17 protein-coding genes and 2 rRNA genes are annotated in these 26,833 nt (G+C 37.7%); 18 read left to right on the top strand and 1 reads right to left on the bottom strand.

All coding sequences use genetic code 11. From position 1 onward, the window contains the following. The 4 genes from VIM94_RS05225 to VIM94_RS05210 form a co-directional block, all read left to right on the top strand. Positions 1–399 (top strand): 23S ribosomal RNA (locus VIM94_RS05225); the annotation flags it as partial. Between the two features lie 194 nt (positions 400–593). Beyond that, positions 594–702 (top strand): 5S ribosomal RNA (rrf, locus tag VIM94_RS05220). 637 nt (positions 703–1,339) lie between these two features. Continuing rightward, positions 1,340–4,372, top strand: coding sequence for a hypothetical protein (locus VIM94_RS05215; RefSeq protein WP_332038235.1), 3,033 nt, complete (start codon positions 1,340–1,342; stop codon positions 4,370–4,372). Between the two features lie 330 nt (positions 4,373–4,702). Further along, positions 4,703–5,668: a DUF4382 domain-containing protein gene (locus VIM94_RS05210; RefSeq protein WP_332038234.1), complete on the top strand. Its 966-nt coding sequence runs from the start codon at positions 4,703–4,705 to the stop codon at positions 5,666–5,668. A 354-nt stretch (positions 5,669–6,022) separates the two neighbouring features. Here VIM94_RS05210 and VIM94_RS05205 read toward each other — a convergent pair whose 3' ends face one another. After that, a complete protein-coding gene (locus VIM94_RS05205) occupies positions 6,023–7,297 on the bottom strand; it encodes a carboxypeptidase-like regulatory domain-containing protein (RefSeq protein ID WP_332038233.1) in 1,275 nt (424 codons plus the stop codon). Positions 7,298–9,769: 2,472 nt separating this feature from the next. Here VIM94_RS05205 and rfbA point away from each other — a divergent pair. The 14 genes from rfbA (at position 9,770) to VIM94_RS05135 (ending at position 26,569) form a co-directional block, all read left to right on the top strand. Next, positions 9,770–10,645 (top strand): glucose-1-phosphate thymidylyltransferase RfbA, encoded by an 876-nt coding sequence (rfbA, locus tag VIM94_RS05200; RefSeq protein ID WP_332038232.1) that lies wholly within the window; start codon positions 9,770–9,772, stop codon positions 10,643–10,645. Between the two features lie 7 nt (positions 10,646–10,652). Beyond that, a complete protein-coding gene (gene rfbC, locus VIM94_RS05195; RefSeq protein WP_332038231.1) occupies positions 10,653–11,249 on the top strand; it encodes a dTDP-4-dehydrorhamnose 3,5-epimerase in 597 nt (198 codons plus the stop codon). Between the two features lie 155 nt (positions 11,250–11,404). Further along, positions 11,405–12,460: a dTDP-glucose 4,6-dehydratase gene (gene rfbB / locus VIM94_RS05190; protein WP_332038230.1), complete on the top strand. Its 1,056-nt coding sequence runs from the start codon at positions 11,405–11,407 to the stop codon at positions 12,458–12,460. 7 nt (positions 12,461–12,467) lie between these two features. Beyond that, entirely contained in the window at positions 12,468–13,730 is a 1,263-nt protein-coding gene (locus tag VIM94_RS05185; RefSeq protein ID WP_332038229.1) for a UDP-N-acetylglucosamine 1-carboxyvinyltransferase, read from the top strand. Positions 13,731–13,818: 88 nt separating this feature from the next. Further along, positions 13,819–14,943, top strand: a complete 1,125-nt coding sequence (locus VIM94_RS05180) for a hypothetical protein (protein WP_332038228.1) — start codon at positions 13,819–13,821, stop codon at positions 14,941–14,943. Continuing rightward, positions 14,940–16,223 carry a polysaccharide biosynthesis C-terminal domain-containing protein gene (locus VIM94_RS05175; protein WP_332038227.1) on the top strand — a complete coding sequence of 428 codons (1,284 nt, stop codon included), beginning with the start codon at positions 14,940–14,942 and terminating at the stop codon, positions 16,221–16,223. Before VIM94_RS05180 ends, VIM94_RS05175 begins: the two co-directional genes overlap by 4 nt. Then, entirely contained in the window at positions 16,220–17,071 is an 852-nt protein-coding gene (gene murB / locus VIM94_RS05170) for a UDP-N-acetylmuramate dehydrogenase (RefSeq protein WP_332038226.1), read from the top strand. Before VIM94_RS05175 ends, murB begins: the two co-directional genes overlap by 4 nt. After that, positions 17,071–18,204 (top strand): hypothetical protein, encoded by a 1,134-nt coding sequence (locus VIM94_RS05165; RefSeq protein ID WP_332038225.1) that lies wholly within the window; start codon positions 17,071–17,073, stop codon positions 18,202–18,204. Before murB ends, VIM94_RS05165 begins: the two co-directional genes overlap by 1 nt. Before the next feature lie 419 nt (positions 18,205–18,623). After that, on the top strand, positions 18,624–19,391 hold the full coding sequence (locus VIM94_RS05160; RefSeq protein ID WP_332038224.1) for an O-antigen ligase family protein: 768 nt from the start codon (positions 18,624–18,626) through the stop codon (positions 19,389–19,391). Then, positions 19,372–20,607, top strand: coding sequence for a glycosyltransferase family 4 protein (locus VIM94_RS05155; RefSeq protein ID WP_332038223.1), 1,236 nt, complete (start codon positions 19,372–19,374; stop codon positions 20,605–20,607). Before VIM94_RS05160 ends, VIM94_RS05155 begins: the two co-directional genes overlap by 20 nt. Continuing rightward, complete coding sequence (locus VIM94_RS05150) at positions 20,608–21,696, top strand: DUF1972 domain-containing protein (RefSeq protein ID WP_332038222.1); 1,089 nt, start codon at positions 20,608–20,610, stop codon at positions 21,694–21,696. Positions 21,697–21,813: 117 nt separating this feature from the next. Continuing rightward, positions 21,814–22,992 carry an MraY family glycosyltransferase gene (locus VIM94_RS05145; protein ID WP_332038221.1) on the top strand — a complete coding sequence of 393 codons (1,179 nt, stop codon included), beginning with the start codon at positions 21,814–21,816 and terminating at the stop codon, positions 22,990–22,992. Positions 22,993–23,362: 370 nt separating this feature from the next. Continuing rightward, positions 23,363–24,163, top strand: a complete 801-nt coding sequence (locus VIM94_RS05140) for a polysaccharide biosynthesis/export family protein (RefSeq protein WP_332038220.1) — start codon at positions 23,363–23,365, stop codon at positions 24,161–24,163. A gap of 6 nt (positions 24,164–24,169) precedes the next feature. Beyond that, a complete protein-coding gene (locus tag VIM94_RS05135; RefSeq protein ID WP_332038219.1) occupies positions 24,170–26,569 on the top strand; it encodes a GumC family protein in 2,400 nt (799 codons plus the stop codon). The last annotated feature ends 264 nt before the right edge of the window (positions 26,570–26,833 follow it).

The raw sequence follows: 26,833 nt of genomic DNA, 5'->3' as shown, positions 1-26,833 counted from the left end.
GGGTTTGGCACCTCGATGTCGGCTCGTCACATCCTGGGGCTGGAGAAGGTCCCAAGGGTTGGGCTGTTCGCCCATTAAAGTGGCACGCGAGCTGGGTTCAGAACGTCGTGAGACAGTTCGGTCTCTATCTACAGTGGGCGTTAGAAATTTGAGTGGATCTGACTCTAGTACGAGAGGACCGAGTTGGACTGACCTCTGGTGTACCAGTTGTTCCGCCAGGAGCACTGCTGGGTAGCTACGTCGGGAAGGGATAAGCGCTGAAAGCATATAAGCGCGAAACCCACCACAAGATGAGATTTCTTTTAAGGATCGTGGGAGACTACCACGTTGATAGGTCACAGGTGTAAAGGCAGTAATGTCATAGCCGAGTGATACTAATAATCCGTATAGCTTAGTGCACTTCCCCGGTAGCAATACCGGGGAGGAACAACCTAAAGCTTCAAAATGACCTTTGCTCAAAATATGTCTTCTTATATTTTTACTTTCCAATTATGTCAACTTATTGGCGCCGCTGGCGCAGGTTAGTAGTGAATGGTTATTGGTTAATTGGGTTATCCCATTAACTAATCTCAAATCACTAATAACTAAAGACTTAAGGTGGTTATAGCAACGGGGCTCACCTCTTCCCTTTCCGAACAGAGAAGTTAAGCCCGTTAGCGCAGATGGTACTGCTATTTGTGGGAGAGTATGTCGCCGCCTTTCTTTTAAACCCTTCATCATTCATTTGATGAAGGGTTTTTTTATGGAATAAAATTAGGTCCCGCTCGTGCAGCGGGATTCATTCCCATAGCTTTTTATACGGTGTGCAAGGTTCTGGTATTCAAAAAGGGGGCATTAATACGTCTCCGTACCGGGGGGACATTCGGGCAGGTTTATTATACCTAATAATGGCCTGATTTTCTTTTTCTAAAGCTTCGAATAGGAAACAGAGCTGGAGATATCTATAATATCCATGATCTTATTTTTTCGCCTTTCATTATACCATAACTTCTCTTTATTTCTAAGCCTTGTAGAACCTGATTTTTAACATCTCGGTAATAGGGGAAAACCCTTAAAAAACACTGTAAATGAGTATTTTAGCTTAAAATATTTAACTTCAGGTGAAATTATATTGAGCTTTTATTTAAATTTATTTTTTTATTAATGGATTGAACCTACCAATTCGCTCTTTAAAATTTTCTGCCTAGTTACGCACTCCCCCCGGAGACCTTTAAGGTTTTAAACTAACCGCATCTTGCGGTTTAGATAGTTATCCCCCCTATGTAGATTTCTTTTTCTAATCATTTACTGCCCAAGATCTTCTTAACCGAAGATTACTAACCTTAAAAATATTTCAATTATGAAAGATTTTACACTATTTGATGATTTTCATCTTGAAAGTTATTTATCACTCCAGTATTGGCAAATGGATAAGTTCCTAAAAAAAATAATGCTAATCAGTATGTTCGTTATCCCTATCCTGGGATTTTCCCAAAATGTAATTGTAGGAACGGCTCCTATTTCAACACCGGAGATTGGTTTTGGTGTAGATGGTGATGCCTATGCAGGAACCCCTGATTACGAAGTGGGCGACTGGTTTTTTAGTAAAGATGTAAATTACGTGGGCCCAGCTACTGGTATTTTTATTCAGAGCGGAAGCGGATTAGCACCTTATTATGAGAATGGTGAAAATAACCTTCCTTTTACCATTTTTTTACAAGACGATTTAGGAACTGGTGGCTCTACAGATAATACCACTTTTACAGGTTCTAACAAAGTAAACGACGACCCTAACACTTATACCTGGGGCCCGGGAAACAATCAACCAAAGGATGAAATTCAGAATGTTGCCGTTCATTTTAATTATGGAGTTGATGATTTTTCCACTCCTTTGATTGCAGAGGATGAAGATGTTTGGTGCGTTTTTGCTGCCGACAGAGCGGTTACTAATGGAGATAGTTATATAGATTTTGAATTTTTACAGGCATCTTTAATGCGAACCGGAATAGATAGTGGTTTTGGGGGGTTTGTAAGTGATGGGGTACACGGTGGTAGAACTTTGGGTGATATTCTAATCTCTGTGGCTTTTAATAACGGTGGGGCCAAACCTACAGTTTTAGTATACGAATGGTCCGAATCTGGGGGTGGATATGAATATCTTTCTGTAAATGAAGGAGTTGATTTTTATGCTACCTCTAACTTATTTGAAACTGAGGTTCCATTTCCTATTTACGACCAGGAACCTATAGAAGAGGGGATTTGGCAATATGATATTAATCAATGGGTTGAAGGTGCGTTTAATATAACTGATTTGTTCGGTACTGTTTCAGATGATTGTACCAGATTAAGTACATTATTTGTCCGTACCCGGGCCTCCGGGCAGTCCGTTAACTCCGAATTATCAGAATTTCCTGTAGACGTTATTCAATTGGATATAGACCTTACCCCGTCAGCACCTGAAGTTAGTGGTGTGGAAAATTGCGGTCCCTGGAGTGGTAGTCTTGATGCTACCGGTTGTGAGGGAACCGTAAAATGGTATGATGCCGAGATGGATGGTAACTTGCTTTATACAGGAGCTTCATATACCCCAGAAAATCCCATTACCGAAACAACTTCCTTCTGGGTTAGTTGTACCGTAGATGGTTGTGAGGGCCCTAGGGCAGAAGTCATTGTCACTATTTATGAGATTCCTGACTTTGACGTAACCAACCTTGAATCCTGTGAAGAAGGAGAAACCGGCGGTGTTTCATTTGATCTAAATGATGCAATCAGCAATGAGGATATAGGTACTTTGACATTTTATACGTCATATACCGATACGATGATTCCTGAAAATGCAATTAGTGATCCTGGGGATGTGAACGTTTTGCTTACTGAGAGTCCTGCAACATTTTGGGCTCGACTTGATAATGACGATGATGGGGATGAAAATTGTCATACAGTTAAGTCTTTTACAGTTACTGTTTATGACAATCCAGACCTTGTAGTGATCGACCTTGAAGATTGTGAGGACGGAGCAACCGGTTATCAGAGTTTCGATCTGAATGATGGAGTGACCACTGCCGATGGCAATGTCACCTTCTATCCAACAGAAGAAGATGCTATCAATGAGACCAATGCATTAACAGCTGAACAGGCTTTGGATGTGGATGTAGCTTTAACCGGAGCTACTTACTGGGTACGTAGTGAAAACACTGAGGATGCCACTTGTTATACCATTGATTCTTTTGATATCACTGTTTATGACAATCCAGACATCACCACCACCACTCCGGAATTCATTTGTGTAGGAGATTCTATAGATCTTTCTATGTATGTGAGCAATCCTGATGGTGGGAATCTATCATACTACGATAATATGACCGCTGCCGAAGGTGGGGGAATGGATCTTGGTAGTTCTATTGTGACTCCTGACCTTGGAGAGAATATCTACTGGGTACGCAGTGAATTGACTTATGATGATACTGTTTGTTACAGCATTGCGAGTATTACCGTAACTGTTCAGGAATGTATCACCTGTGAAACTGCCTTTGCTTATGGCGGAGACAATGCCACCTGTTTCAGTGAATATCCTGAATTGATACCAAATGATAGTCGTTGGGGCTGGACAAATTATTATGAGAGTGCAACTGATGATGTATTGTATTTATATGCAGGTGAATCAGATTGTGAGATCACTGGTGGAGAAGTGCCGGTGGGTGAAGTGGAAATTGAGGATAATGGTGATGGTACCATTGATGTTATCTTTACCGCCTATGATAATTATATTCTGAGCTCTGTGCACCTCTATGTGGGATGTGAACCTCTGCAATATAAGAAACAGGGTAAAAATTATACTTATACTGTGGCTCCCGGCCAGTATAACATGAATCCTAAAGGCGATATCGGTTATGTGACCAGTTATACCATCGAGAATATTGAGGTAAGTGACAGTTTTTATCTAATTGCCCATGCCGATGTATGTACCAGTGAATATCCTGAAATAATAGAGGATTTACGTGCAGTAAGTGTTCCGGGAGTTTATACTTTAAGTAAGAGGTTTAGTGCAATGCAGAAATGTATATCTGAAGAAAAAGGCAATCCTAATAAGACTGCTTCAACACTTGATACACAATCAGCAGAAACTACAGATGGCTTCCATGCATGGCCAGTACCATTCACCGATGTGCTCAATATAGAGTATGACTTTGAATTCACTGCAGATGCAACAATTGAGATTTATGACTTTAAGGGGCAGTTTTTACGTGCCTATGAAGCAGCTGGAGTTACAAAAGGAGATGTGACTGAGATTCAAATAGACTTTGCTCTGCGAAGTAATCAGGTTTATATTGTCAATGTTACCGCTAATGGTAACCGCTATAGTAAAACTGTAATTTCAGGTAAAGGTAAATGATAGTAATTAGGTTAATAGCTTAGTTGAATGGGGAAGCAGTCGGTGAAACGGCTGCTTCTTTTTTTTGCTTCCTTCCTAAGGAGTCGCAGCCCGCGTGAGGGATAGAAGCAGCTACCGTGTAGCGCGGATAGCCCGACCCGAAGGGGCACGCCCAAAACACCATTTCTTAATACTTTCCAAAAGCCTGTTAAACTGATTATAAAGTAGAGGCACTGAATAATAGCATTAGCCTAAGGCCGTTTTTAAAGGCAAGTTGCGGGTATCAACTATAAATACCTGAATTATGTGTAACCCAAATCTGTCGTTTAAGGCAATAAAACTAAACTATTTATGAATTTGAAGTATTTATTTAAAACAGGAATTTTAATGTTATCAATGGGGCTTTTGGTCTCGTGTTCGGATGATGAGGATGATCTTGGACCTGGAGATCCGGATGCCCAAACCTATGAAACCCAGGTGTATTTAACCGATTCTCCGGTAGATAATGCAGAAGTACAGGGGGTATTTGTCACTGTATCCAGCGTGATGATAAATGGACAGGCCGTTGAAGGTTTTGAGAAAACCACTATCGAGCTGAGCAGTCTGCACAGCGGGCAAACCGAATTATTGGGGAGCCTGAATCTGGAAAGTGGAACAACTAGCGATATTGCCCTGGTGTTAGACAATGATACCGATGCTTCGGGAGAAGCTCCGGGTAATTATGTGCTAACCACAAGCGGAGAAAAGAAAGCCCTGGTGAGTGGTTCTAATGAGCTAAACCTAAGTGATAATGTTGAGATCCACGAAAGCAACGATAACCAGGTGGTGCTGGATTTTGATCTTAGAAAGGCTGTGGTAACTGATGAGAGTGGAGAGTACAGCTTTGCCTCAAACAGTCGATTGTCAAACAGCATTAGAGCAGTAAACAGTATTAAAACCGGAACTATCACAGGAAATGTTTCTGATTTTGGCACTACCGATGCAGATGCCGTATTGGTATATGCCTATGAGGCCGGAACATATTCAGAATCTGAAACCTCTGCCGATGCTGAAGGACTAAGGTTTGCAAATGCAGTGAACAGTACCGTGGTTGCAGAAACTAACGGGGACTTTGAACTTCATTTTATAGAAGAAGGTGATTATGAGCTGCATTTTGCATCATATGAAGATACCGATGCCGATGGGCGACTGGAATTTGAGGGGGAGCTGGAAGCGGTAACCGCTGCTGACGTGGAGTCCAACCTGCTGGACCTTTCGGTGGATGCTAATACCGAACTAAACCTGGAGGTTGTGATCATCGGACTGCTGAATTTGTAAACCGAATTTATATAAAAACTAAAGTCCCGCCGATGGTGGGACTTTTTTTGTTTCTATTTCTGCACTGGACTATGTCCAGCGTCTGTCTCTTTTCAAAATCTTAGATCGATAGGATTCGGTGTGGAAGGAGTGAGCAACAAGCAATTATTATAATAAAGTCACCCAGAGCCTGGCTCAGAATCCTATAGGAGTGGGCTAATCTAGTACGCCCGCTTTAGATCAAGTTAATACCCGGCCAAAAGAATGAAGCCGAAAGCTCAGAAACCGACAATAATTAAGGACTAGCATCAACCAAATATAAACCAAATTATATCTAAACTAAATGCTAAGGACCATAGCCTAAAGACTAATTAACTAATCCAGTTGTTCGCGAATCTTATCTATAGCATTTTGAATATCCTTATCGGGTTCAATAATATTATTGCTACCCCAGAATTCAGGGTCGCTAAAGCCTGAAACGTCATCGGTCATTACCACGGTAGGCTTTATGTAGCTGTCACTTCTTCGCGGGTTGACATTTCCGGGGTCGGGTTTCCATCCGGTTACCGCCATTTCGCTGTGTACATAGTAACGGGAGTTGAATAACTTCCTTTTCCAGTTCACTACGAAGGTAAGGTCTGCGCTGCCATAGCCATAGAACCATTTTCCGTCCTGCTGCTGGTAATCTATCCGGTATTTAACTTCAATAGGATATACCCGTGTACTTCCAGGTTTTTTACTCACAAAAAGCCTTGAGGCTATCGAGCGGTTATCTACGTTTAAGTTGAGCTCTGCCCTAACCAGGCTTTGGCTTTGGGCGTCTATATATAATTTTCCGAAGTACCAGGGAGCACTTTTTTCTCTGGCTTCAAAATTAACCACATAAAGATACCGGCCATCGATCTGGGTAGGCTCGTCAAAGCTGAAACTGTAATCGCTGATGTCATCTATATAAAAAACATATTCCGGATATTTCATTACATCGACATACAGCGCATTGTAAGGTCCTCCACGTAATTTAAGCGCCAGAGTGTCTAATCTGTCATAATCGGCGGTCTTTCGGGCTTTTATAAGTTCTATTTCTTCTCTTCGGGAAGAGGAATAAGGTTTTTTATGAATCCTGATCACCGCCTCGCTCAGGGAAACGTTCTTGCGCCCTTTGCGGATACTCTCGCGATAAAAGGCCGTCATATTAGTATTCTGATCCAGATAGTTATCTCCTCGCTTAGATAGCATTGTTCTAACCAGTTTTCCGGCATCTTCTGCCTGAAAGATACTAACCTCGCTAAGTTCTTCTACAGAAGGATCCAGGAAAATCTCGGTGCCCTCTTCGCTGAAGTATTCCAGAGCTATGTTCTTACTCTCAAAACCCAGGTAGCTTACCCGTACTATGGCCTCGCGTAAATTGGAAGGCACTTTCAGGGAAAACTCTCCATCGGCATTGGTAACGGTCGCGATATTGGTATTTAGAACGGTAAGTTGGGCAGAGCCCACAGGTCTTTCCCGGTTGCTGCTAAGCACCCGGCCTTTATATTCGGTGTATTCCTGATCCTGTTGCAGATCCTGGAAAACCGTGGCTGCCTGTATTTCCGCGGAAACGGGAAACAGCATTGCCAGTGCGAACAATATAGTTATGATAAATCTTTTCACTGCAGTAATAGTTATGGTTTTATACTCTCTAATATACTGATTTTTAACTTATTTTTAAGTTGTACGAGTGTTAATTTCGGATCGGTTGTCTGTTCTGAGTTCTTAGTTCCCGGTTCCGGGTTTTCGTCCCGGCTACCGGGATGTCGTTGGCGGGATGCTTGTTTTGAGTATTTTGTTCTCAGTGATCTGATTTAAGTTATCGGTTCTCTGTTCCCGGTTTGTCATTGCGAGGAAACATTTGACTGGAAGAAGAATGTTGACGCGGCAATCTTTTGGGTAGGGTAGAGGCTTGTTGGTGTTTCTAAAGATTTATGAACTTCCGTCATCCCTCCCGATCGGGATGATCGGGGATCTCATCCTGTTTAGTTTAAAGGCGATTGGGCGAGCTTGATTTTGAAGATCTGTCCTTCCTGGTTAGCTCTCTGTAATTCCACTCCCATTATGAGACCCTGATTCAAGTTCAGGGTGACGGGTTTTAAATTACTGAAGTTGCGTAAATATTGGATAATCGGAAATCTTCATTTTTCCCCAACTTTTCCGCAGCTTAAATTAACTCAACTAAAGATGGGTTTCAGGAGATCCCGATGTAAAATCGGGATAGTTCAACCAACAGAATTGTGTGTAGGCTGCGCCTTTCTCAATTCTGGGTTTCATTAATGGGAGTCGCCCTTCGGTACACCATCTCCTCTCGTCGATCGCACTAAGGGTAATGTCGAATTAGAATTTACAGTATCACTTCGTCACAACGTCACAAAATTACCAGACGTTGGCTTTGAGTGTTTTTTATGAAGCGGTAGCAGAATAATCCCGAAAGCTTTCGGGAGTATCGGGAAGTCATGGGAGTTTGTCCTTCCTGGCTGTTCTCGATATTATCTAGTCCTCATAATTCCATTCATTTTGGATTTATCTTAAATTTTTGGAACAGCCTGTCCTTTCATTTTTTGCGTGCATTCCTCTCGCTCTGCTCGTGGGATGCAGGTAAAACGAAACAAAAAAAGGCGCCCTATGTGCAGGTGTTTTTTTGGCAAATGCCTTCCTCTCCCTCTGGTCGTCGGAGGCAGAAAAAACTGCATATCAAGTCCTAAATTTTCTCCAAGGCCCTTCGACCATGCTCAGGACAAGCTTTCGAGAATTTTTAACGGACTTGATCTGCTACACTCACACAGGGAGAATCGCGTAGCTCTATTTTTAAAAATTCAAATAGGCTCTTAAAAGCCTAAGAATTCTTCCCGAACAAAGAGGTGAGTTCGAACCTGGCACAAGAGAAAGGAAAACAAGAGAATAGGGGAAAACGAATAATCCCGAATTAACGACCCTCGAACTAACGAATTAGCGAATCCCGATTTAACCAATTAACCAATCCCCAATTAACCAAATCACTCCATCACAACGTCCCTCGATCACAACGTCACAACCCACAACCCGAATTTTCCGTTTACCCCATCCCTAAAGGGAGGGAAAAATTCTATGTAAAGGAGAGAGAAAGAGAAAAGGAGAAGAGGAGTGCAGGGAATGCCAAATTTAACGCGCCTCGATTCCCGGACTAACGAATTAGCGAATCCCGATTTAACCAATTAACCAATCCCCAATTAACCAAATCACTCCATCACAACATCCCTCGATCACAACGTCACAGCATCACTCCCAAATAACTACAGATTAAAGTCCAGCGACTACCGACTGATCACCTTGTATACAAATCATAAAAATTTTAACAATTATTAATTGTCTTAAAGGAATGTGAAAGTTTATATTTGCTTTCCCTTAAGAGAATGCCTATTTGTTAGGAATTTCCGTAATTATTTTAGCCGAAAGGCCAATAATTTTGCATTTGTCTTAAAGACTTATTTAACAAATAATTAAGTTTTCAGGGAGGCACAGCAATGTGACTCACGACGGCGAAGCCGTACCTGGTTTAGTCGGTAGTCTTTTGTTTTTAGTCTTTAGAAAAGTGGAGTCTTGGGGAAGAGGGAGTCTGGAGAAGAGTAATAATTTTTGAAAAACAGTTTCCTGGCCAAATGCTAACTCCAAATTAAATGCAACTTAAGGCTTTTCGATTACAATCTAACGGCAGCAAATAAAAAGTAAGGTCTAACGTCTTCGGACTAACGACAAGCGACTAAAATAAAAAATCTACCGTCTAAAGTCTAAGGACTAAAGACTAATAAAAACCCAAATCTATCGTCTACGGACTAACAACTAACAACTAATCCTTCTTTTGCACTCCCTACACCGCAAGAGACCTAAATTAATTATGGTGTAAATCACAACCGCATTCCGGCGGTAAAATTCCTAAGTTTTTAATTGCCAGATTGAAGCATTTGAGAAAATGTTACTAGCTATGCTTTTGTCTCTGCTGGACCCTGATTACAAGGATTTTTACGGATTATGTGGATTAACTTACAGATAGAAATAATATTATCTGGAATAGTAGGAAGCAGCTTGTGGTTGTAACCTAAAATTATTGCTAATATGAAAGGAATAATATTAGCCGGAGGATCTGGCACTCGACTCTATCCTATTACAAAAGGAGTATCAAAACAATTACTTAGTATTTATGATAAGCCGATGATATATTATCCAATATCGGTTCTTATGTTAGGAGGCATAAGAGAAGTGCTTATTATATCAACCCCTGAAGATCTGCCTAACTTCGAAAAATTACTTGGAGATGGCTCAGAAATTGGAATGCACCTGGAGTATAAAGTTCAGCCAAATCCTGAAGGTCTGGCCCAGGCTTTTATAATAGGGGAGGAATTTATAGGAGACGATGATGTTTGCCTTGTGCTTGGAGATAATATTTTCTATGGCCATGGGTTTACTGAATTACTGGCACAATCCGTAAAAAATGTGAAGCAAGAGGCTAAAGCTACTGTTTTTGGATATTATGTAAATGATCCGGAACGCTATGGGGTAGCTGAATTTGATGAAAAAGGGAATGTCACCAGTATTGAAGAGAAACCGAAAAAACCCAAAAGTAATTATGCCGTAGTAGGCTTGTATTTCTATCCTAATTCTGTTATCGGGATTGCAAAAAACGTGAAGCCCAGTGAAAGGGGTGAGCTGGAAATAACATCTGTAAATGAAGCTTATTTAAAAAAAGAAGCTCTTAAAGTTGAATTAATGGGACGTGGGTACGCGTGGTTAGATACCGGAACCCATGAATCTATGCTGGAAGCTTCTAATTTTATTCATACCATCGAAAAAAGACAGGGTTTGAAAGTCGCCTGCCTTGAGGAGATTGCTTACGAGAAAGGTTATATCTCCAAAGATCAGCTCCTGGAGCTCGCTGAACCTTTGAAAAAGAATGAATATGGTCAATACTTAATTAAACGTGCAAGTAAATAAAAATATTATGGATTTTAATAGAACTGAAATTCCGGATGTAGTTATTTGCCAACCAAAGATTTTTGGTGACCAAAGAGGTTATTTTAGCGAGACCTTCCGGAAAGATGCCCTGGAAAAATTTCTTGGTTTTGAGGTTTATTTTTGCCAGGATAATGAATCAAAATCTTCTTTCGGGGTATTAAGAGGTTTACATTATCAATTACCTCCTTTTACCCAATCTAAACTTGTAAGGGTATTGGAAGGGACAGTGCTGGATGTTGCCGTGGATATCCGAGAGGGTTCTCCTTATTTTGGTAAAGCTGTAGTGATTGAACTAAGTGAAGAGAATAAAAGACAGCTTTTCGTACCCCGCGGCTTTGCCCATGGGTTCGTTGTACTAAGTGAAACAGCAACCTTTGCTTATAAATGTGATAATTACTACGCGCCGGCACATGACCGGGGAATATTATTTAATGATAAAAAGCTTGCGATTGACTGGAGAATAGCTGATGATGAATTGATGCTTTCAGAAAAAGATAGAAATCAGCCTCTTCTTGAAGATGCTGAGACTTTTAATTTCTTCGAAAATTTATATGAGAATGAGGTTATTAATAACTGGATCTAAAGAACAATTAGGCTAAGGCTTTCTGCAATATAAAATCTGAATACCGAAAGTTTGAATTATAAAATCCCGTACTGGAAAAATAATTTAGCCGAATGTGTAAACCAGATTAAAGCTAAGCTTAAAGTTTTAGCTTAAAAAGAATTTATTCTTAATATATGAATTCAAAAAATAATATTCTTGTAACCGGTGGGGCCGGATTTATAGGTTCTAATTTTATTCCCTTTTTTCTGAAAGCTAATCCTGACGCTTCAATTATTAACCTCGATCTGTTGACCTATGCTGGGAATCTCAGTAACCTGAAAGAGGTTGAGAGGAATGATAGATACACCTTTGTAAAAGGGGATATCTGCAACAGAAACCTGGTGGAAGAACTTTTTAAAAAGTATAATATTAATGGAGTTATTCATTTTGCAGCAGAATCTCATGTAGATAATTCCATAAAAAATCCGGGAGTATTTATAGAAACTAATGTTAGAGGGACCTTTACTTTAGTTGATGTGGCCTATAAGTTCTGGATGAATAAGCCTTTTGAATATAAGAAAGAATGCAAGAATAACCGATTTCTTCATATCTCAACAGATGAAGTCTATGGTACCCTGGGAGAAACCGGACTTTTTACCGAGGAAACTCCATATGCACCCAACTCTCCATATTCGGCAAGTAAGGCAGGGTCTGACATGATCGTTCGCAGTTACCATCACACCTATGGAATGAACACCTTGATCACCAACTGTTCAAATAACTACGGCCCTAAGCAACACGATGAAAAACTGATTCCAACAGTTATCAGGAAAGCTTTACAAGGCGAAAATATTCCTATTTACGGGGATGGTAAAAATGTAAGAGATTGGTTATATGTCTTGGATCATGCCAAAGGTATTAACCTTGCTTATAATGGTGGAAAAGCCGGAGAGGTTTATAATATTGGCGGAAGAAATGAACGTAACAACAATTATATAGCCCATAAAATATGTGAAATCATGGATGTTCTAAAACCCAAAGAAAACGGAAGTTATTTAGAACAGATCGCTTATGTGGAAGATCGTGCCGGCCACGATCGCCGCTATGCAATAGACGCAACAAAAATTGAAAAACAATTGGGCTGGAAAGCCGATGAGAATTTTGAAAGTGGAATTCAAAAAACGATTCATTGGTATTTGAAAAAATATACTCCGGAAGGAATAAATAAAGAAGGTGCTGAAAATTCATAATAATAAAATGAAAAAAAACATTAAAGTAACAAAAAGCAGGTTAGAAGGGCAGGTTCAATTAAGTGGAGCCAAAAACAGCTCTTTAAAATTACTAACTGCTTCGCTCCTTACTGATGAAACAGTAGAACTATATAACTTTCCAAATGGATTACTGGATGTGAAAATACACTTGGATATGTTGCACTTGCTTGGTAAAGAATGTTCAAGTGTAGGAGATTTTGTGAAGATTACCGAGATTGATTCAAATATTAACCCTGAATTAGTTTGGGAAGAAAGGTCTATTCGTAATACCCTCTTAATTCTTGGCTCATTACTAACAAGATATGGAAAAGGGAAAGTTCCATTACCTGGTGGTTGTAAACTTGGCGATAGAAAGTACGATCTACATATAATGATCTTTGAAAGAATGGGCGCAGAAGTATGGGAAGAGGAAGGCTATCTATGCTGTCGTTCTAAAAACCGTCTAAAAGCTTGTGAAATTAATTTACCACTTAGATCTACCGGAGCGACAGAAAATGCAATACTTACTGCAACACTAGCTTCCGGAACCACAACAGTATGGAACCCGCATATTCGGCCAGAAATTATAGACATGATCACCATGCTTAATAAAATGGGCGCCAAAATAAAGGTGTTTGGACAAAAATGCATTATAATAGAAGGGGTTGATAGACTTAAAGGAGTTAAACACAATGTAATTCCAGATAACATGGAAGCACTCACCTGGGCCATTGGTTCGGTAATTACAGGAGGGGATGTAGAAATTTTGAACTTTCCCTTTGAACATCTAGAAGTTCCCTTGGTATTTCTCCGGGAAAGTGGAATGAAATTCTACAGAGGTAGCAATTCATTGATTGTAAGGGGAGGAACTTCTTATCCCGTTGAAATAAGTACTGGTCCATATCCAGGGATAAACTCAGATATGCAACCTCTTTTTGCGGTTTTTGGAGCTTGCTCCAGGGGAGAATCAAAGATTGTTGATTTGAGATTTCCTGGAAGATATGCTTATGCAGAAGAATTGGCGAAATTGGGAATGAATTTTTCTGTTGAAGGAGATCTACTCAAAATACATGGTGGATATAGCCTAAATGGTGCTACAGTTAAAGCGTTAGATCTTAGAGCAGGAATGGCTCTTCTTTTAGCTGGCCTTACTGCTGAAGGCGAAACTACTATTACTAATGCCTGGATGATCGAAAGAGGATATGAGAGCTTGGAGGAAAAACTCCAAAACCTTGGGGTTTCGCTAATTAAAAATACGGTAAAGCTTTAATTAGTCATTACTGAAAACAGTTTCATTGAGCACAAATAGATTAAAAATAGTAATTGTCCTGACGGGGTATTATTACAAATACCTTGAGTTGTATAAAATAATATTGCGGGAGACAAAATTATACGATAATATAGATTTTGAATTATTTATATCTTCACATAAAGAGGAATCCGAAATTTCAGAATCGGTACTTCATTTTTTGGAAAAAAATAATTGGAATATAATTTTTTCCCCTAATGAAGGCTGGGACTGGGGGTGCCATAGCGAATTCGTTAATTATTATTTTAAAGCCGGGAAAGCCTTACCAGATTATTTTCTTTTTCTACATGATGATCTTAAAATAATTAAAAATGGTTTTATAGATGCTTTTTTAAAAAAAAGCAAAAAGGGCTATTCGGTGATAGGTAATAGTCTCCCATTTTCTATTATTGAGGATTATTCGGCTGAATTTCCAGAAGAAACATATATCTTAAATCGCTATGGTTTTTCTACCGCTAGCAAAAAAATAAAGCCTGTTCGGGGCTCTGCTTTCTTTATTGATTCCAGGCTTGTAGAACAATCTTTAAAAAAATTACCTTATCAGAAGAAAGGGGCCATTGAACTGGCAAATAGATCCCTTCGCATGTTTGCCTCTATTATCGCAAATGATTTTCCGGAATTTAAAACCGGTTATCTAAGCTCTGAGCATCTTAAGAGCGAATTTATCATTGAGGAAATGAGAGGCATTGAGCAAAATGGAATTTTTTTTTTAAAAAGGAAGTTTCTCGGTTTCCGTAAGAAAATCAAATATTTTGGCGAAGATACTTTAATTGCACTGAAAGTCTTAAAGCGTCAAAAAATAGTAGTTAAAAAAGGAAAAATTAAAATTAACATATCCAGTAAAACTCCTTTATCGGGCTTCTTAAATTATGATGTAAGCCATACAAAATTTTCTGATATTATAGATCTGGATAAGGAGCTTGATTATTTGCTGAAACATAAGAAAATATCCGAAATAAGAATTGCTGAAAATACTGGTATAAGGAAGGACAGTATCATAGAGGAACTAATAGCGAATAAGGAATTTTTCAATGGTGGTTTTGATCTGATTATTGAAGGTGATTTCCCTATTCATCTAATAAAAAGCTCTGAAGTAAGGATATATAAAGATTACCATCTACGCTTTGGACAACTGATCCCAAGTAAAAGAACTTTATTGAAAGTTGGTACATGATTTCAGTTACACCTATTCTAAAAAAAATTGAGAGAGCTTTAACAACGAAGAAGATTATACAAGATGTTCTTAAAGTTTTCTCCTCTAATATTCTGACCCTTGGAGTATCTTTTGTTTCCAGTGTTTTGGTCGCTCGAAACTTGGGTGTACAAGGTAAAGGATTACTCACTGTGCTTCTGGTATACCCCAGCCTGATAATGACCTTGTCTCAAATGGGGATAAGGCAGGCTTCCGTTTACGAAATTGGAAGAAAAAAGTTTACCTACGCTAATATTGTTAAAAATATTGCCACTATGTTTTTAATAATGAGCATCCTTGGGGCTGTAGGATGCTTTTTCTTAATAAGCTTGACGAATCAGGGGAATTTTACTACACCGATGATGCTGTTGGCAGTTTTGACTATTCCATTCGGTCTAATACAAGCTTATACCGGTGGTATTTTTTTAGGAAAGGAGAAGATTGGTCTTTCTACAGTTTTTGGATGGTTACCTCCTGTTCTAAATCTTCTTTTTCTTGTTTTTTTAGTGATTATTTTAAAAATGGGAATTATTGGAGTACTACTTTCTACCTTATTTGCCGGGCTTCCGGTAGCGGCCTATGCCATTTATAAAGTTTCAAGGGAAGTCAAATTAGATTTAGGATTTGATAAAGAGATATTTAAAAGTCTGCTGAGTCTGGGCGCTGTCTATGCCCTGGCAGTTTTTATTAACTCGTTGAATTATAGAATAGATATTATTTTACTTGAGAAATTATCAAATGCAAAAACGGTTGGACTTTATTCTATAGGTGTAAACTTTGCCGAGTTGGTTTTACAGGTTCCGGCTGCTATAGGTCTGGTAATTTTTTCCAGAAGTTCTAATGCTTCCAATTCTGCTGAGTTTTCAAAAAAAATGATAAAACCACTTAGATACGGGCTTTTGATTGGCATTGTTATAGCTCTACTTATCATTGCTATTTCACCTGTTCTTATTCCATTTATTTACAGTCAGAGGTTCTCAGGTAGTGTTCCAATGCTCCAACTCCTTATGCCAGGGATAATAGCTCTAATAGGCTATAAAATTATAGGTTTTGACCTGGCTGGTAAGGGGAAACCCTGGGTCTCTGTTTTCTCTTCTATACCAGGACTCGTGGTTAATATCATCTTGAATTTCATTCTAATCCCAGAATACGGCGGGAAAGGAGCAGCTATTGCATCATCTATTAGTTATACAGTTATGGCATTGGTACAATGGGTAGTCTATAAAAGGATTGTAAAAAAAATAAAGGATAAGAAAATATGAAGGTTATAAAAGAATTTAACCTTATTGATAACAATTCATATAGGTTGAATGCAATTTGTAAAAAGGCCTATTTCCCAAACAATGAATCAGACTTTTTAAATATTTTCAGGGAGACTAATAAAAAGATCGTTATCGGTAATGGGAATAATTTGATACTGAGAAAAGAAAGGTATGATGAAGAATTTCTAATACTTAATAACTGCTATGATAAGATAATCTTTGAGGATACACAAGTGTCAGCAGAGGCCGGTGCTAGTTTGTTACAGCTTAGCCTAAGGGCTTTAGAACATTCTCTTTCCGGTTTTGAAATGTTTTATGATATACCAAGTTCTGTTGGAGGAGCGGTTGTTATGAATGCGGGATCAAGTGGGGAAGAGATCAAAGATTTACTTATTAAAGTAAGGTTTTTAGATCTCACTAATCTAAGCATAAAAGAAATGAAAGTTGATGAGCTAGACTTTAAATATCGAAACAGCTTTTTTCAGAAAAATCCTGATAAGCTTGTGTTGAAGGCTTGGTTTCAACTTAAGAATGGAGATCGGAATAACATTTATAAAAAGATGGCCGAAATTAAAACCAGGAGATGGAGCAAGCAGCCGCGAGAATATCCTAATTGCGGGAGTGTTTTTAAACGTCCTCCGGGCAGGTTTGTGGGCCCCATGTTAGATGAGTTAGGCTTAAAAGGATTTAAAATTGGCGGTGCACAGGTCTCTACTAAACATAGTGGGTTTATTGTAAATACCGGAAATGCTACAGGTCAAAATATAATTGATCTCATTGAACATATTAAAAAGGCGGTAAGAGAGAGATTTGAGGTTGACCTGGAGGTAGAACAAAGAATAGTTTAATGAGAGTTTTATATTTAATATCCACTTTTGAGAAAGGAATGGGAGGACATTATTATTCTCTTGAATCTACTCTAAAATCCCTAAAGCCTGAGGTTGATGCTGTTGTTATAAATATAGGGAGAATGGAAAGCCCTGTTATTTCCAGTTTAGATTGCCCTAAATATCAGTTTATTTACAAGTACTTCAATTTTATTAAAATTCAAAAGAGGATAGAGAGTATAATTCAGGAACATCAAATAGACAGGATACATTGCTTTGACGATAGAGCCTATTTGTTTATTAGAAATTATAGGTTTAAAGATATACCTGTTGCACTAACAAAATGTGGAGGGCCTAACCCAAAATATTTTCCGAAAGTAGATAACCTCATTCTTTTTAGTGAAGAAAATAAGCAGAAATTTAAAAACAGGGATGGGTATAAAAATACCTATTTAGTACCCAACCGAATTTTGCCTTTTTCTCCAAATATGGAAAAGGTTAATAGTTTGAAAATCAAGCTCAATATAGAGGATGATTCTATGGTTTTCCTGAGGATTGCACGAATCTCTCACTACTATAAAGAAAGTATATTCCAAAGCATCCGACTGGTAGAACAAATTCCTGAGGCTATTTTAATAATAGTAGGGCAGGTAATTGATCAGGAGGTTTTGAATCAAATAAGAGAAAAAGGATTGGATCGGGTGCATATTGTTGATGAAAAGGAGTATTACAAAAATGCGAAGGAAATAATTCCTATTTGTAATTTTTATATAGGTACAGGAAGGGGAGTTATGGAGGCAACTTCATTAAAAAAAATTGTTTTGTCTCCGGTTATGAAAAGGAATTACCCTGCCTTGGTAACCGAAAAAACTTTTAGAAGTTTTTTTAATACAAATTTTTCGGAACGGAATATTTCACAGCTCTCCAATTCTGAGCTCTTACGGGAGTTAAATGAAGTAATTGAATCTAAAAAAAGGCAGGAAAGCCTGTCTAATTTTTCGTTTCAGATGTTCAATGAAAATTTCAATCTTAAAGCAAAAAAAGATTGGTATTCACAATTCTATAAAAATCTTTCGGAAGCTAGTAATACTGATTTTATAGACAAGTGTACCCATTTTCTGTTTTTTCATTATCATTATATATCTCAAGCATAATGCTTTATAGGAAAATATTCCTTAATTCTTTAATTTTTTTTCTTCTAATCCAGGCACTGTTTCACTATTCAGGTGTCGAGATGTTGAAATACTCACTCTACGCAGCAGAATTGAGTTTTATTCTTTTTTCTTTATTAACAGTTATTAAAAAAGTACCGAAACTTACATCAGAAATTTTTTACCTGATATCATTTTTAGTGCTTGTTCTTTTTAATTTTTTTGTAAATCAACAAAGCCAGATCGATGATATCTCAAAAATTTTTGGAGGGATAGTAATTTTTACTGCGTCCTTTTACTTGTGTAGAGGAGAATATACAGTTAAAAAGAATGAAAGGATTAAACTGATTTTTATAGCCTTATTACCTTTCTTCATATTCGTTACAGACACTATTTTAGGATATAAAGAGAGTGAAAATGCAATGTCAATTTTTTCAAACTCAAATAATTATATCTTTTTCTCTATTTGTTGTATTTGGATGATGATGTTGTATGGTTTTTCCAGGAAACTGGTATTGGGTTTTACAGCGCTTAGCCTGGCAGTAACTTCTACTCTCGGTGCTTTTTTAGCATTAACTATTGCTGCGGTATTCTATTTTAGAAAAAAGATTTTCTCTCCACGGTTTTTTATGTTTTTTAGTATTGCCGCCTCTGTAGGAATTATTCTTATTATATATTCAGATTTATATTTATTTGAACGCATTAGAGGAACAGCAAATGTTTTTTACACATTAATAAGCGATTATAACATCAATGAATTTGCCGATATAGGATTTGGCGATGCCATGGCAATGTCAGGTTCCAACGATGGCAGTGATGTTTCATTTCTATTCCGAATTAAGATTTGGACAGAATCTCTCACATATTTCTTAAATCAAAACATAATCATTTTGTTGTTTGGACTTGGTTTTGGAGCTACTCCAGAGATTAACAGTTTTGGATTGGTAGCACATAATGACTACCTGACCTGGTTAATAGAGTTCGGGTTTTTTGGCTTTACTCTAATTGTTTATGGGATATGGAAAGGTTTTTTGAAATTAAAGGATACAATATTTATAATTCCTTACCTGGCTATTCTTATTTACTTTTTCACTGAAAACCTTTTTTACAATTTTTTCGCTATTGCCATATTTTCATTTTGCCTGGCGTTAACCTTACAAAAAACAAAGAATGAAAATTTTACAGATTAATAATTATCATCATGTAAAAGGAGGATCTGATACGGTATATTTAAATACAGGGCAGTTGCTTGAAAAAATGGGAGATGAAGTAATTTATTTTAGCACTGCAAATGAAGAAAATGTTCAGGAAGGCTCTAATTCGTACTTTATTAAGACATCAGATCCCAATGAAGGCGGTGTTTTTTCTAAATTAATGAGAATTCCTTCCTTTATTTATTCTTCAAAAAGTTATGATTCCTTAAAGAATCTTCTGAAATCTGAAAAACCTGATATTGCTCATTTGCATATTTTTTACGGTCAATTAACATCTTCTGTGCTTAAAGCCTTAAGGGAAGAAAAAGTTCCAATAGTTATGACTGTGCATGAGTATAGAATGCTGTGTCCAGTTTCTGTATTTATGAATAACAATGGAGAAGTCTGTGAGAAGTGTGCAGGAAACAGTTACTGGCATTGTGTCGTTTCAAAATGTAATAAAGGAAATTATGCTTTTAGTGCTATTTCTGCAATGGAGTCGGCCTTTAGAGATAGATTTTTTGATTATAAGAAATATGTAGACCATTTTATAATGGTAAGCCATTTTATTAAACGAAAACACAGCCAATATTTTCCGGGTATTGAAAATAAAAGTTCTATTCTATATAATTTTCAGAGTATTCCAAGAATAAAATCTGATTCCCGAAAAGAAGTAGATCTGGTTTTTTTTGGCAGGCTTTCCAGAGAGAAAGGAATAATGACATTACTTCAGGCACTTGTTAAAAGGAAGGGAATTTCTTTAAAAATTATAGGTACTGGTCCCGAAGAGGCTGAAATTAATGAATTTATTGAAGTTAATAGCCTGCAAAATGTTCATCTTTTAGGTTTTTGCAAAGGGGATGATCTATGGGAAAATATTAGTTCTTCAAAGTTTGCCATTGTACCATCTGAATGTTATGAAAATAATCCAATGACAGTAATCGAAAGTTTTTTCCTGGGTGTTCCTGTAATCGGATCGGATATTGGTGGTATCCCAGAGCTAGTAAATGAAAATAATGGTTTTATTTTTCAGCCCGGAAAAATAGATCATTTAATCGAGAAAATAGATGAAGCATTAAATCTTAATTCTCAAGATTATACATTGCTTAGTGACAATGCCAAACTCTTTGCGGAGACGAATTTTTCAGAATCAGGTCATTATAAAAAGCTTTCGAAAATTTATAAAAAAGCAATGGTAAAGCAAGAATCTTAAATGAATAAAAGGAAGAAAGAAAGAGTAGGCATCATTGGAACTGTAGGGATTCCAGCAAAATATGGTGGTTTTGAAACCCTGGCAGAACATTTAGTTAATCAGAAAGGGGATGAGATTGAATTCTTAGTTTATTGTAGCAAAAAAGCTTACCCCGAAGGTACCGTTGTTCATGAAAAGGCTATTTTAAAATATCTGCCACTAAACGCGAACGGGTTGCAAAGTATTCCATATGATATCTGGAGTATATTTCATTCAGTAAGAAAAGCTGATAGTTTGCTAATATTGGGAGTTTCAGGGTGCATGGTGCTACCTTTAGTAAAATTGATTACACGAAAAAAAATTGTTGTAAATATAGACGGGCTTGAATGGAAAAGAGATAAATGGGGCAAGTTTGCGAGGAAATTTTTAAAATTTTCAGAAGGACTGGCTGTTAAGTATGCAAATGAAATTATTGCCGACAATAAAGTTATACAGGATCATGTATTTAAATCTTATCGAAAAAACACTCAGTTAATAGCTTACGGAGGGGACCACACACAATCAGAAGATATTTCTCCTGATACAATTTTAAATTTTCCATTTTTAAATGAACCCTATGCTTTTAAAGTATGTAGAATTGAACCTGAAAATAATATAGAATTAATTATTAAGGCTTTCTCAAAAGCTGGGAAATTAAATCTCGTTATAATTGGTAATTGGGAGAATAACGATTATTCAAGGAGATTAAAACTGAAGTATATGGGAGTTGACAATATTTTTCTTTTAGATCCAATTTACAATCAAAAGAAGCTCAACGAAATCCGTTCAAATTGTTTACTGTATGTACATGGGCACAGCGCAGGAGGAACAAATCCGTCTTTGGTGGAGGCCATGCATTTAAAACTCCCCATTTTAGCTTATGGGATTAATTATAATAAGGCTACCACCCAAAATAAGGCATTATATTTTGAGGATAAACAATCTTTAATTGACATTCTTAAAAGTTTGGATTATGTTAAATTGAAGGAAATATCAGAAGAGGTGTATAAAATTGCCAGTGAAGAATATACCTGGAGTAAGATTGCTAATCAATATAGCGAATTATTTTAAACATAATGGTTTCTTAGATAGCATTAAAATGATTTCATGGCAATCCAAATTGAATATTACCCCCGAATATTATTGTTCTCCTTTCACGTCCCTAATTACTAATCAAAATTTTATGTTATGAACATTCTTGATCAGGACATTTTATTAGATCTATTTCACCGGTATTATCTGTTTTTTGCAAGCTGCGTGTTTTTATTGGCTTTTGTACTTACCTGGTACTTTACGCCTAAGGTTTTATGGGTAAGCCGGGAAAAAGGTTTTATGACCGAGGTAAACGCAAGAAGTTCACATCAGAATGCTGTTCCGCCTTTTGGAGGTGTTGCCTTCTTCCTGGTACTTATCCTGGTGATAAGCATCCTCCAGGCCTTGCGTACCTCCCCCACGGGGAATCACCTTATTGTTGGGCTTACCTTTTTATTTATGACAGGGTTAAAAGATGACCTGGTGATCTCCTCGGCTAAACTCAAATTTGTAAGTCAGCTCTTCGCAGCCGGATTTATTATTTTCTCACCAGAGTTACAGCTTACCAGTCTGCATGGCTTTTTAGGGATTAGTGATATTCCGGTGTTGCTTGGTTATGGTCTTAAAGTTCTAATAGTAGTAGCGCTTATCAACGCTTATAACTTGATAGACGGTATAGATGGACTTGCGGGAATTGCCGGGATCGTAATTTCCCTTACTTACGCCTTGGTTTTTTACGCTACGGGGCATCCATATTTTGTTTTAATTAGTCTAACGGTTGCAGGAATATTATCAGCTTTTCTTCGTTTCAATTTTTCCCGGGGAAGAAAAAAAATTTTTATGGGCGATGGAGGAAGTCTGGTGATAGGTTTTATGATAGCCTTTTTAAGTCTTAAGATTCTAGTAATGCAGCCTTATGAACCCTTAATGCGTGAAGGTTTCGTTCCTGAAAATAGATTGTTATTTGCTTTAGCAGTCTTATTTGTCCCAATTTTTGATACACTAAGAGTGATTATTATTCGGTTAGGGAAAGGGAAAACTCCTTTCGAAGCAGATCGCAATCATATGCATCATGTTCTGCTGGATAATGGTTTAAGCCATAAAAAAGCCAGTCTTGTACTTGGCACCTTAAACCTGGCGGTTATTATTTTATATGTCTTGCTGAGTCGGGGTCTAAAAAGTATCGGGATGAGCCTTGCTATGATTACCATTTTTGCTGTAGTGGCACTAATTTTCGCCGGCCTAAAAAGAAAGTCACAACAAACGACTGTACTTCACGGTAGGCCAAGAGGAATTAAAGTAATTCGGCAACAAAATGAAGTGGTAGAGAATTAGGTTTTTAAGTTTATCAAATTAGTGTAATTACTTAAGGTTGATTTCTGATTTCGCAGGCTTGGGCCCGAAGGGAGAAATTGACTATGCCATTCCGAACTTACTTCAGGATATAAAATGACAGAACCTGAGACAAATTTCTGGTGAATTATGGGGTAATTAATACAAATTAAGTACTGTTCCAGAAACTTTCATTATTAGAGTTGCGACCTGTAAAGGATTAATTAGGTAGCCATCTTTCGAATTTATTTAAAAGTTCCAAGAAGATTGCTTCAAGCCGACCTCCTTAGCATAGACTACAAATAGTTAAGGTCTACTAATTATATTAAACAAAAATTAACATAAATCGATATATTCGCACAAATTTTTAAAAATGAAAAAATTGCTCCAATTTTTTAGATTATCTGTAATAGGTTTGCTACTTATTAGCCTTGCTTCTTCCTGCGTTTCCCGGGAGGAAATTGTTTACTTCCAGGGTTTGAAAGAAGCAGAAGCCCGAATGGATAAACAAAGAAAAAACAGCTTAAAAATTAAACCTAATGATCTAATTACTATAAGTGTTTCTGCACCTGAACAAACGGCAGCTTTACCGTTTAATCTTCCGGTTATAGGAGTGCCTCAAGGAGGAACGGATATGGGAGTAGCTGTGAATGGACGTCAGCAATTACAAACTTATCTGGTAGAAGAGAATGGTACAATTGATTTTCCTATTCTTGGGCAGGTAGCTGTAGAAGGTTTTAGTCAGCAGGAATTAGCTTCAAAACTTAAAGAAAAAATTAGAAGATATGTTCAGGATCCTATTGTAAATGTAAGACTGGTAAATTTTCAGGTTAGTGTATTGGGAGAAGTAAAGCGCCCCGGCACATTTGATGTTCAGGATGCGTATATTACCTTGCCCCAGGCCCTGGGGATGGCTGGAGATATGAGTATATACGGAAAGCGGGATAATGTTTTAGTGATGCGTGAAGAAAACGGCGTAACTACTCACGCTTATCTCGATCTTGGAGATGCTAAAATTATTAATTCTCCTTACTATTATTTACAACAAAACGATGTGGTCTATGTAGAGCCTAACGGCCCGCAACGCCAAAGCGCAAGTTATAACCGAAATGCCGGAGTTTATATTTCCATAGCCTCAGTATTAGTTTCTATGGCAGTCCTTTTAACAAGATAAGAAATTATGTCTCAACAATCTACCCCAATCCGACCCCAGGAAGAAGAAATCAACTTAAGGGATGAACTAGAAAAATACCTACGCTACTGGCCCTGGTTTATAATTGGTGTAATCCTTTGTGTATTTATTGGGTTTATATATTTAAAATTTACCACCCCAGAGTATAGTACTACTGCGAGTATCATTATTAAAGATGAAAAGGGCAAAGGTCCTTCTTCTGAAATGGCTGCTTTTGCCGATCTTGGCCTTTTAGGCGGAATGGGCGCCAGCAGTATCGAAAATGAAATTGGAATCTTAAAGTCTAAAACTTTAATGACCCAGGCTATTAAAGCCCTAAACCTTAATATTACTTATCTTGAAGAAGAATCGGTAAAAACGAAAGAACTTTATACAAAAGCGCCTTTTAAGGTAGTAGTGCTTCAATTAGATGAGGTGAGTTTAGAGAATGCTATAAAAGAAGACCTAGGAAATACTTTCTATATAATTCCACAATCTGAAGAAAACTTTCAGCTTGTTAATGAGGAAACCGGGGAGATAATTGAAGGGAAGTTTGGAGCCCCGTTATCTATAGATTTTGCTACTGTTATAGTAAAGAGTTCCGGGATAAACCAGGAGAAGGATGCCGGAAAGATTGCAGTGCGCTTTAATCCAATAGAATCAGTAGTAGGAAAATACCGGGAAGCGGTGCAAATTAATTTAACCGATAAGAATTCGAGCTTGCTGGAGCTAAGCCTGGTAGATCCTGTAAAGGAAAAAGCACAGGATATTCTGGACCAGCTAATTCTGGAATATAATCAACAGGCGATTCAAGATAAAAACCTCGTAGCCTCTAATACCGCTAAGTTTATTGATGAAAGACTGGCTATTATCAACCAGGAACTTGATTCTGTAGAATTGGGTAAAGAGGAGTTTAAAGAGGCGAATCAACTTACCAATATAGAAGCTGAATCTGAAATGTTTATTGAAAATGCGAGTGATTATAAAAAACGCCAGCAAGAGGTAGGAACTCAATTAGAACTAGCTAATGCAATGATCACCTACCTGGAAACAGGGAGTAACTCAGATCTTTTACCGGCAAACTTAGGAATTCAGGAATCTGGAGTAAACGAACTTATAGGAGAATATAACACCCTGGTCCTTGAACGAAACAGGGTTTTAAGTGGTTCAACAGAAGAAAACCCGGTTGTACTGAGGCTTAATGCTCAAATTGAACAGATGCGAGCGAATGTTTTACAGAGTTTGGAACGAATGCGGAACAATTTTAGGATCGCTCAAAAAGATCTGGACCGGCAAATGGCCGTTATTGGTTCACAAATATCCTCGGTTCCTTCAAAGGAAAGACAATACCGCGGCATAGAAAGGCAACAAAATATTAAAGAAGCCCTGTATTTATTTTTACTCGAAAAAAGAGAAGAAAATTCTCTATCCCTTGCAGTAACTGCTCCAAAAGCAAAAATTGTAGATGATGCTTACAGTTCTACTGAGCCGGTTTCTCCAAAATCTAAAATAATTTTATTGGCATCACTTATTCTTGGGCTTCTAATTCCTTTTCTAATTATTTACTTAAAAGGATTACTTAACAACAAGGTAAGAAGTAGAGAGGATCTCGAACAGCAAACGAGAGAAATTCCCGTGGTAGGAGAAATTCCACGAGTAGAGAAGAAGAATAGTGAGATGGTCTTAAAGAACGACCGGAGTATTCTTGCAGAAGCCTTTAGAATTTTACATACTAATTTACAATACCTTCTTGTAAAAACAGATGATAAAGAGCGGGGGAATACCATATTTGTGACATCCTCTGTTAAAGGGGAAGGAAAAACATTAGTTTCCTTTAACCTTGCTGTTACTCTGGCAAATACTAATAAAAAAGTTCTCGTAGTTGGGGCCGATCTTAGAAATCCGCAACTGCAAAGATTTGAGAAAGATGCGAGGCAGCATTTTGGTGTGAGTGATTATCTCGCAAAGGATGAGCTAAAGCTTAAAGATTTAATTAGACCTTCCAAATCTGAAAATCCAAACCTGGAGCTTTTGCCATCGGGAACCATCCCCCCAAACCCTTCAGAATTATGGCGGCGTAAGAAAACCGGCGAAATGTTTAAGGAGCTGGAGCAAATGTATGATTATGTAATTGTAGACACTGCCCCTTCCTTGCTGGTAACAGATACATTTCTTATTAATAATTGGGCAGATGTTACCTTATATGTTGTTAGAGCAGATTACACCGAAAAGAAACTCTTACAATTTGCCGTAGACTCTAAAAGAGACGGAAAATTCCAAGATGTTAGTTTTGTACTGAATGATGTGAAGTTTGCAAATTTCGGCTATGGTAATAAATATGGTTATGCATATGGAGAAGAAAAGAAATCCCTTTTAAAACGCTTATTGAATAAAGCTGCAATTTATTAATATTTCATTTCCCGTTTTTAATGTCTGAGTACACTTCGAGTGTCCCGATAGCCATCGGGATGTGTCGGGAAGTCAGTTCGAACATCAAAGCTGATTTATTTTGTCACCGCGGAGAAAGTATTGACTGAAGGGAGATGCTTGACGCGGCGATCTTTTATTACCAGACTTTGAAGCTAAAGCAAAAGATTATTTCAGTCTCCCGATAGTTATCGGGATCCTTCGGCAGCTTTACCTAATGTTTGAAATAAAGGAAGCTTAGTTGCG

The sequence above is a fragment of the Salegentibacter sp. genome, from assembly GCF_036568425.1.
Lineage (GTDB): Bacteria > Bacteroidota > Bacteroidia > Flavobacteriales > Flavobacteriaceae > Salegentibacter.
Note: the sequence above shows the minus strand (reverse complement) of the source record. Positions and strands in the feature narration are given on the sequence as shown.

What these genes read in the sequence shown, in the direction of transcription:
- VIM94_RS05165 (WP_332038225.1), top strand. Translation starts at nt 17,071, where the DNA reads ATGAGAGTTTTATATTTAATATCCACTTTTGAGAAAGGAATGGGAGGA.
- rfbC (WP_332038231.1), top strand. Translation starts at nt 10,653, where the DNA reads ATGGATTTTAATAGAACTGAAATTCCGGATGTAGTTATTTGCCAACCA.
- VIM94_RS05185 (WP_332038229.1), top strand. Translation starts at nt 12,468, where the DNA reads ATGAAAAAAAACATTAAAGTAACAAAAAGCAGGTTAGAAGGGCAGGTT.
- rfbA (WP_332038232.1), top strand. Translation starts at nt 9,770, where the DNA reads ATGAAAGGAATAATATTAGCCGGAGGATCTGGCACTCGACTCTATCCT.
- VIM94_RS05155 (WP_332038223.1), top strand. Translation starts at nt 19,372, where the DNA reads ATGAAAATTTTACAGATTAATAATTATCATCATGTAAAAGGAGGATCT.
- VIM94_RS05210 (WP_332038234.1), top strand. Translation starts at nt 4,703, where the DNA reads ATGAATTTGAAGTATTTATTTAAAACAGGAATTTTAATGTTATCAATG.
- VIM94_RS05150 (WP_332038222.1), top strand. Translation starts at nt 20,608, where the DNA reads ATGAATAAAAGGAAGAAAGAAAGAGTAGGCATCATTGGAACTGTAGGG.
- VIM94_RS05215 (WP_332038235.1), top strand. Translation starts at nt 1,340, where the DNA reads ATGAAAGATTTTACACTATTTGATGATTTTCATCTTGAAAGTTATTTA.
- VIM94_RS05135 (WP_332038219.1), top strand. Translation starts at nt 24,170, where the DNA reads ATGTCTCAACAATCTACCCCAATCCGACCCCAGGAAGAAGAAATCAAC.
- murB (WP_332038226.1), top strand. Translation starts at nt 16,220, where the DNA reads ATGAAGGTTATAAAAGAATTTAACCTTATTGATAACAATTCATATAGG.
- VIM94_RS05175 (WP_332038227.1), top strand. Translation starts at nt 14,940, where the DNA reads ATGATTTCAGTTACACCTATTCTAAAAAAAATTGAGAGAGCTTTAACA.
- VIM94_RS05160 (WP_332038224.1), top strand. Translation starts at nt 18,624, where the DNA reads ATGTCAATTTTTTCAAACTCAAATAATTATATCTTTTTCTCTATTTGT.
- rfbB (WP_332038230.1), top strand. Translation starts at nt 11,405, where the DNA reads ATGAATTCAAAAAATAATATTCTTGTAACCGGTGGGGCCGGATTTATA.
- VIM94_RS05145 (WP_332038221.1), top strand. Translation starts at nt 21,814, where the DNA reads ATGAACATTCTTGATCAGGACATTTTATTAGATCTATTTCACCGGTAT.
- VIM94_RS05140 (WP_332038220.1), top strand. Translation starts at nt 23,363, where the DNA reads ATGAAAAAATTGCTCCAATTTTTTAGATTATCTGTAATAGGTTTGCTA.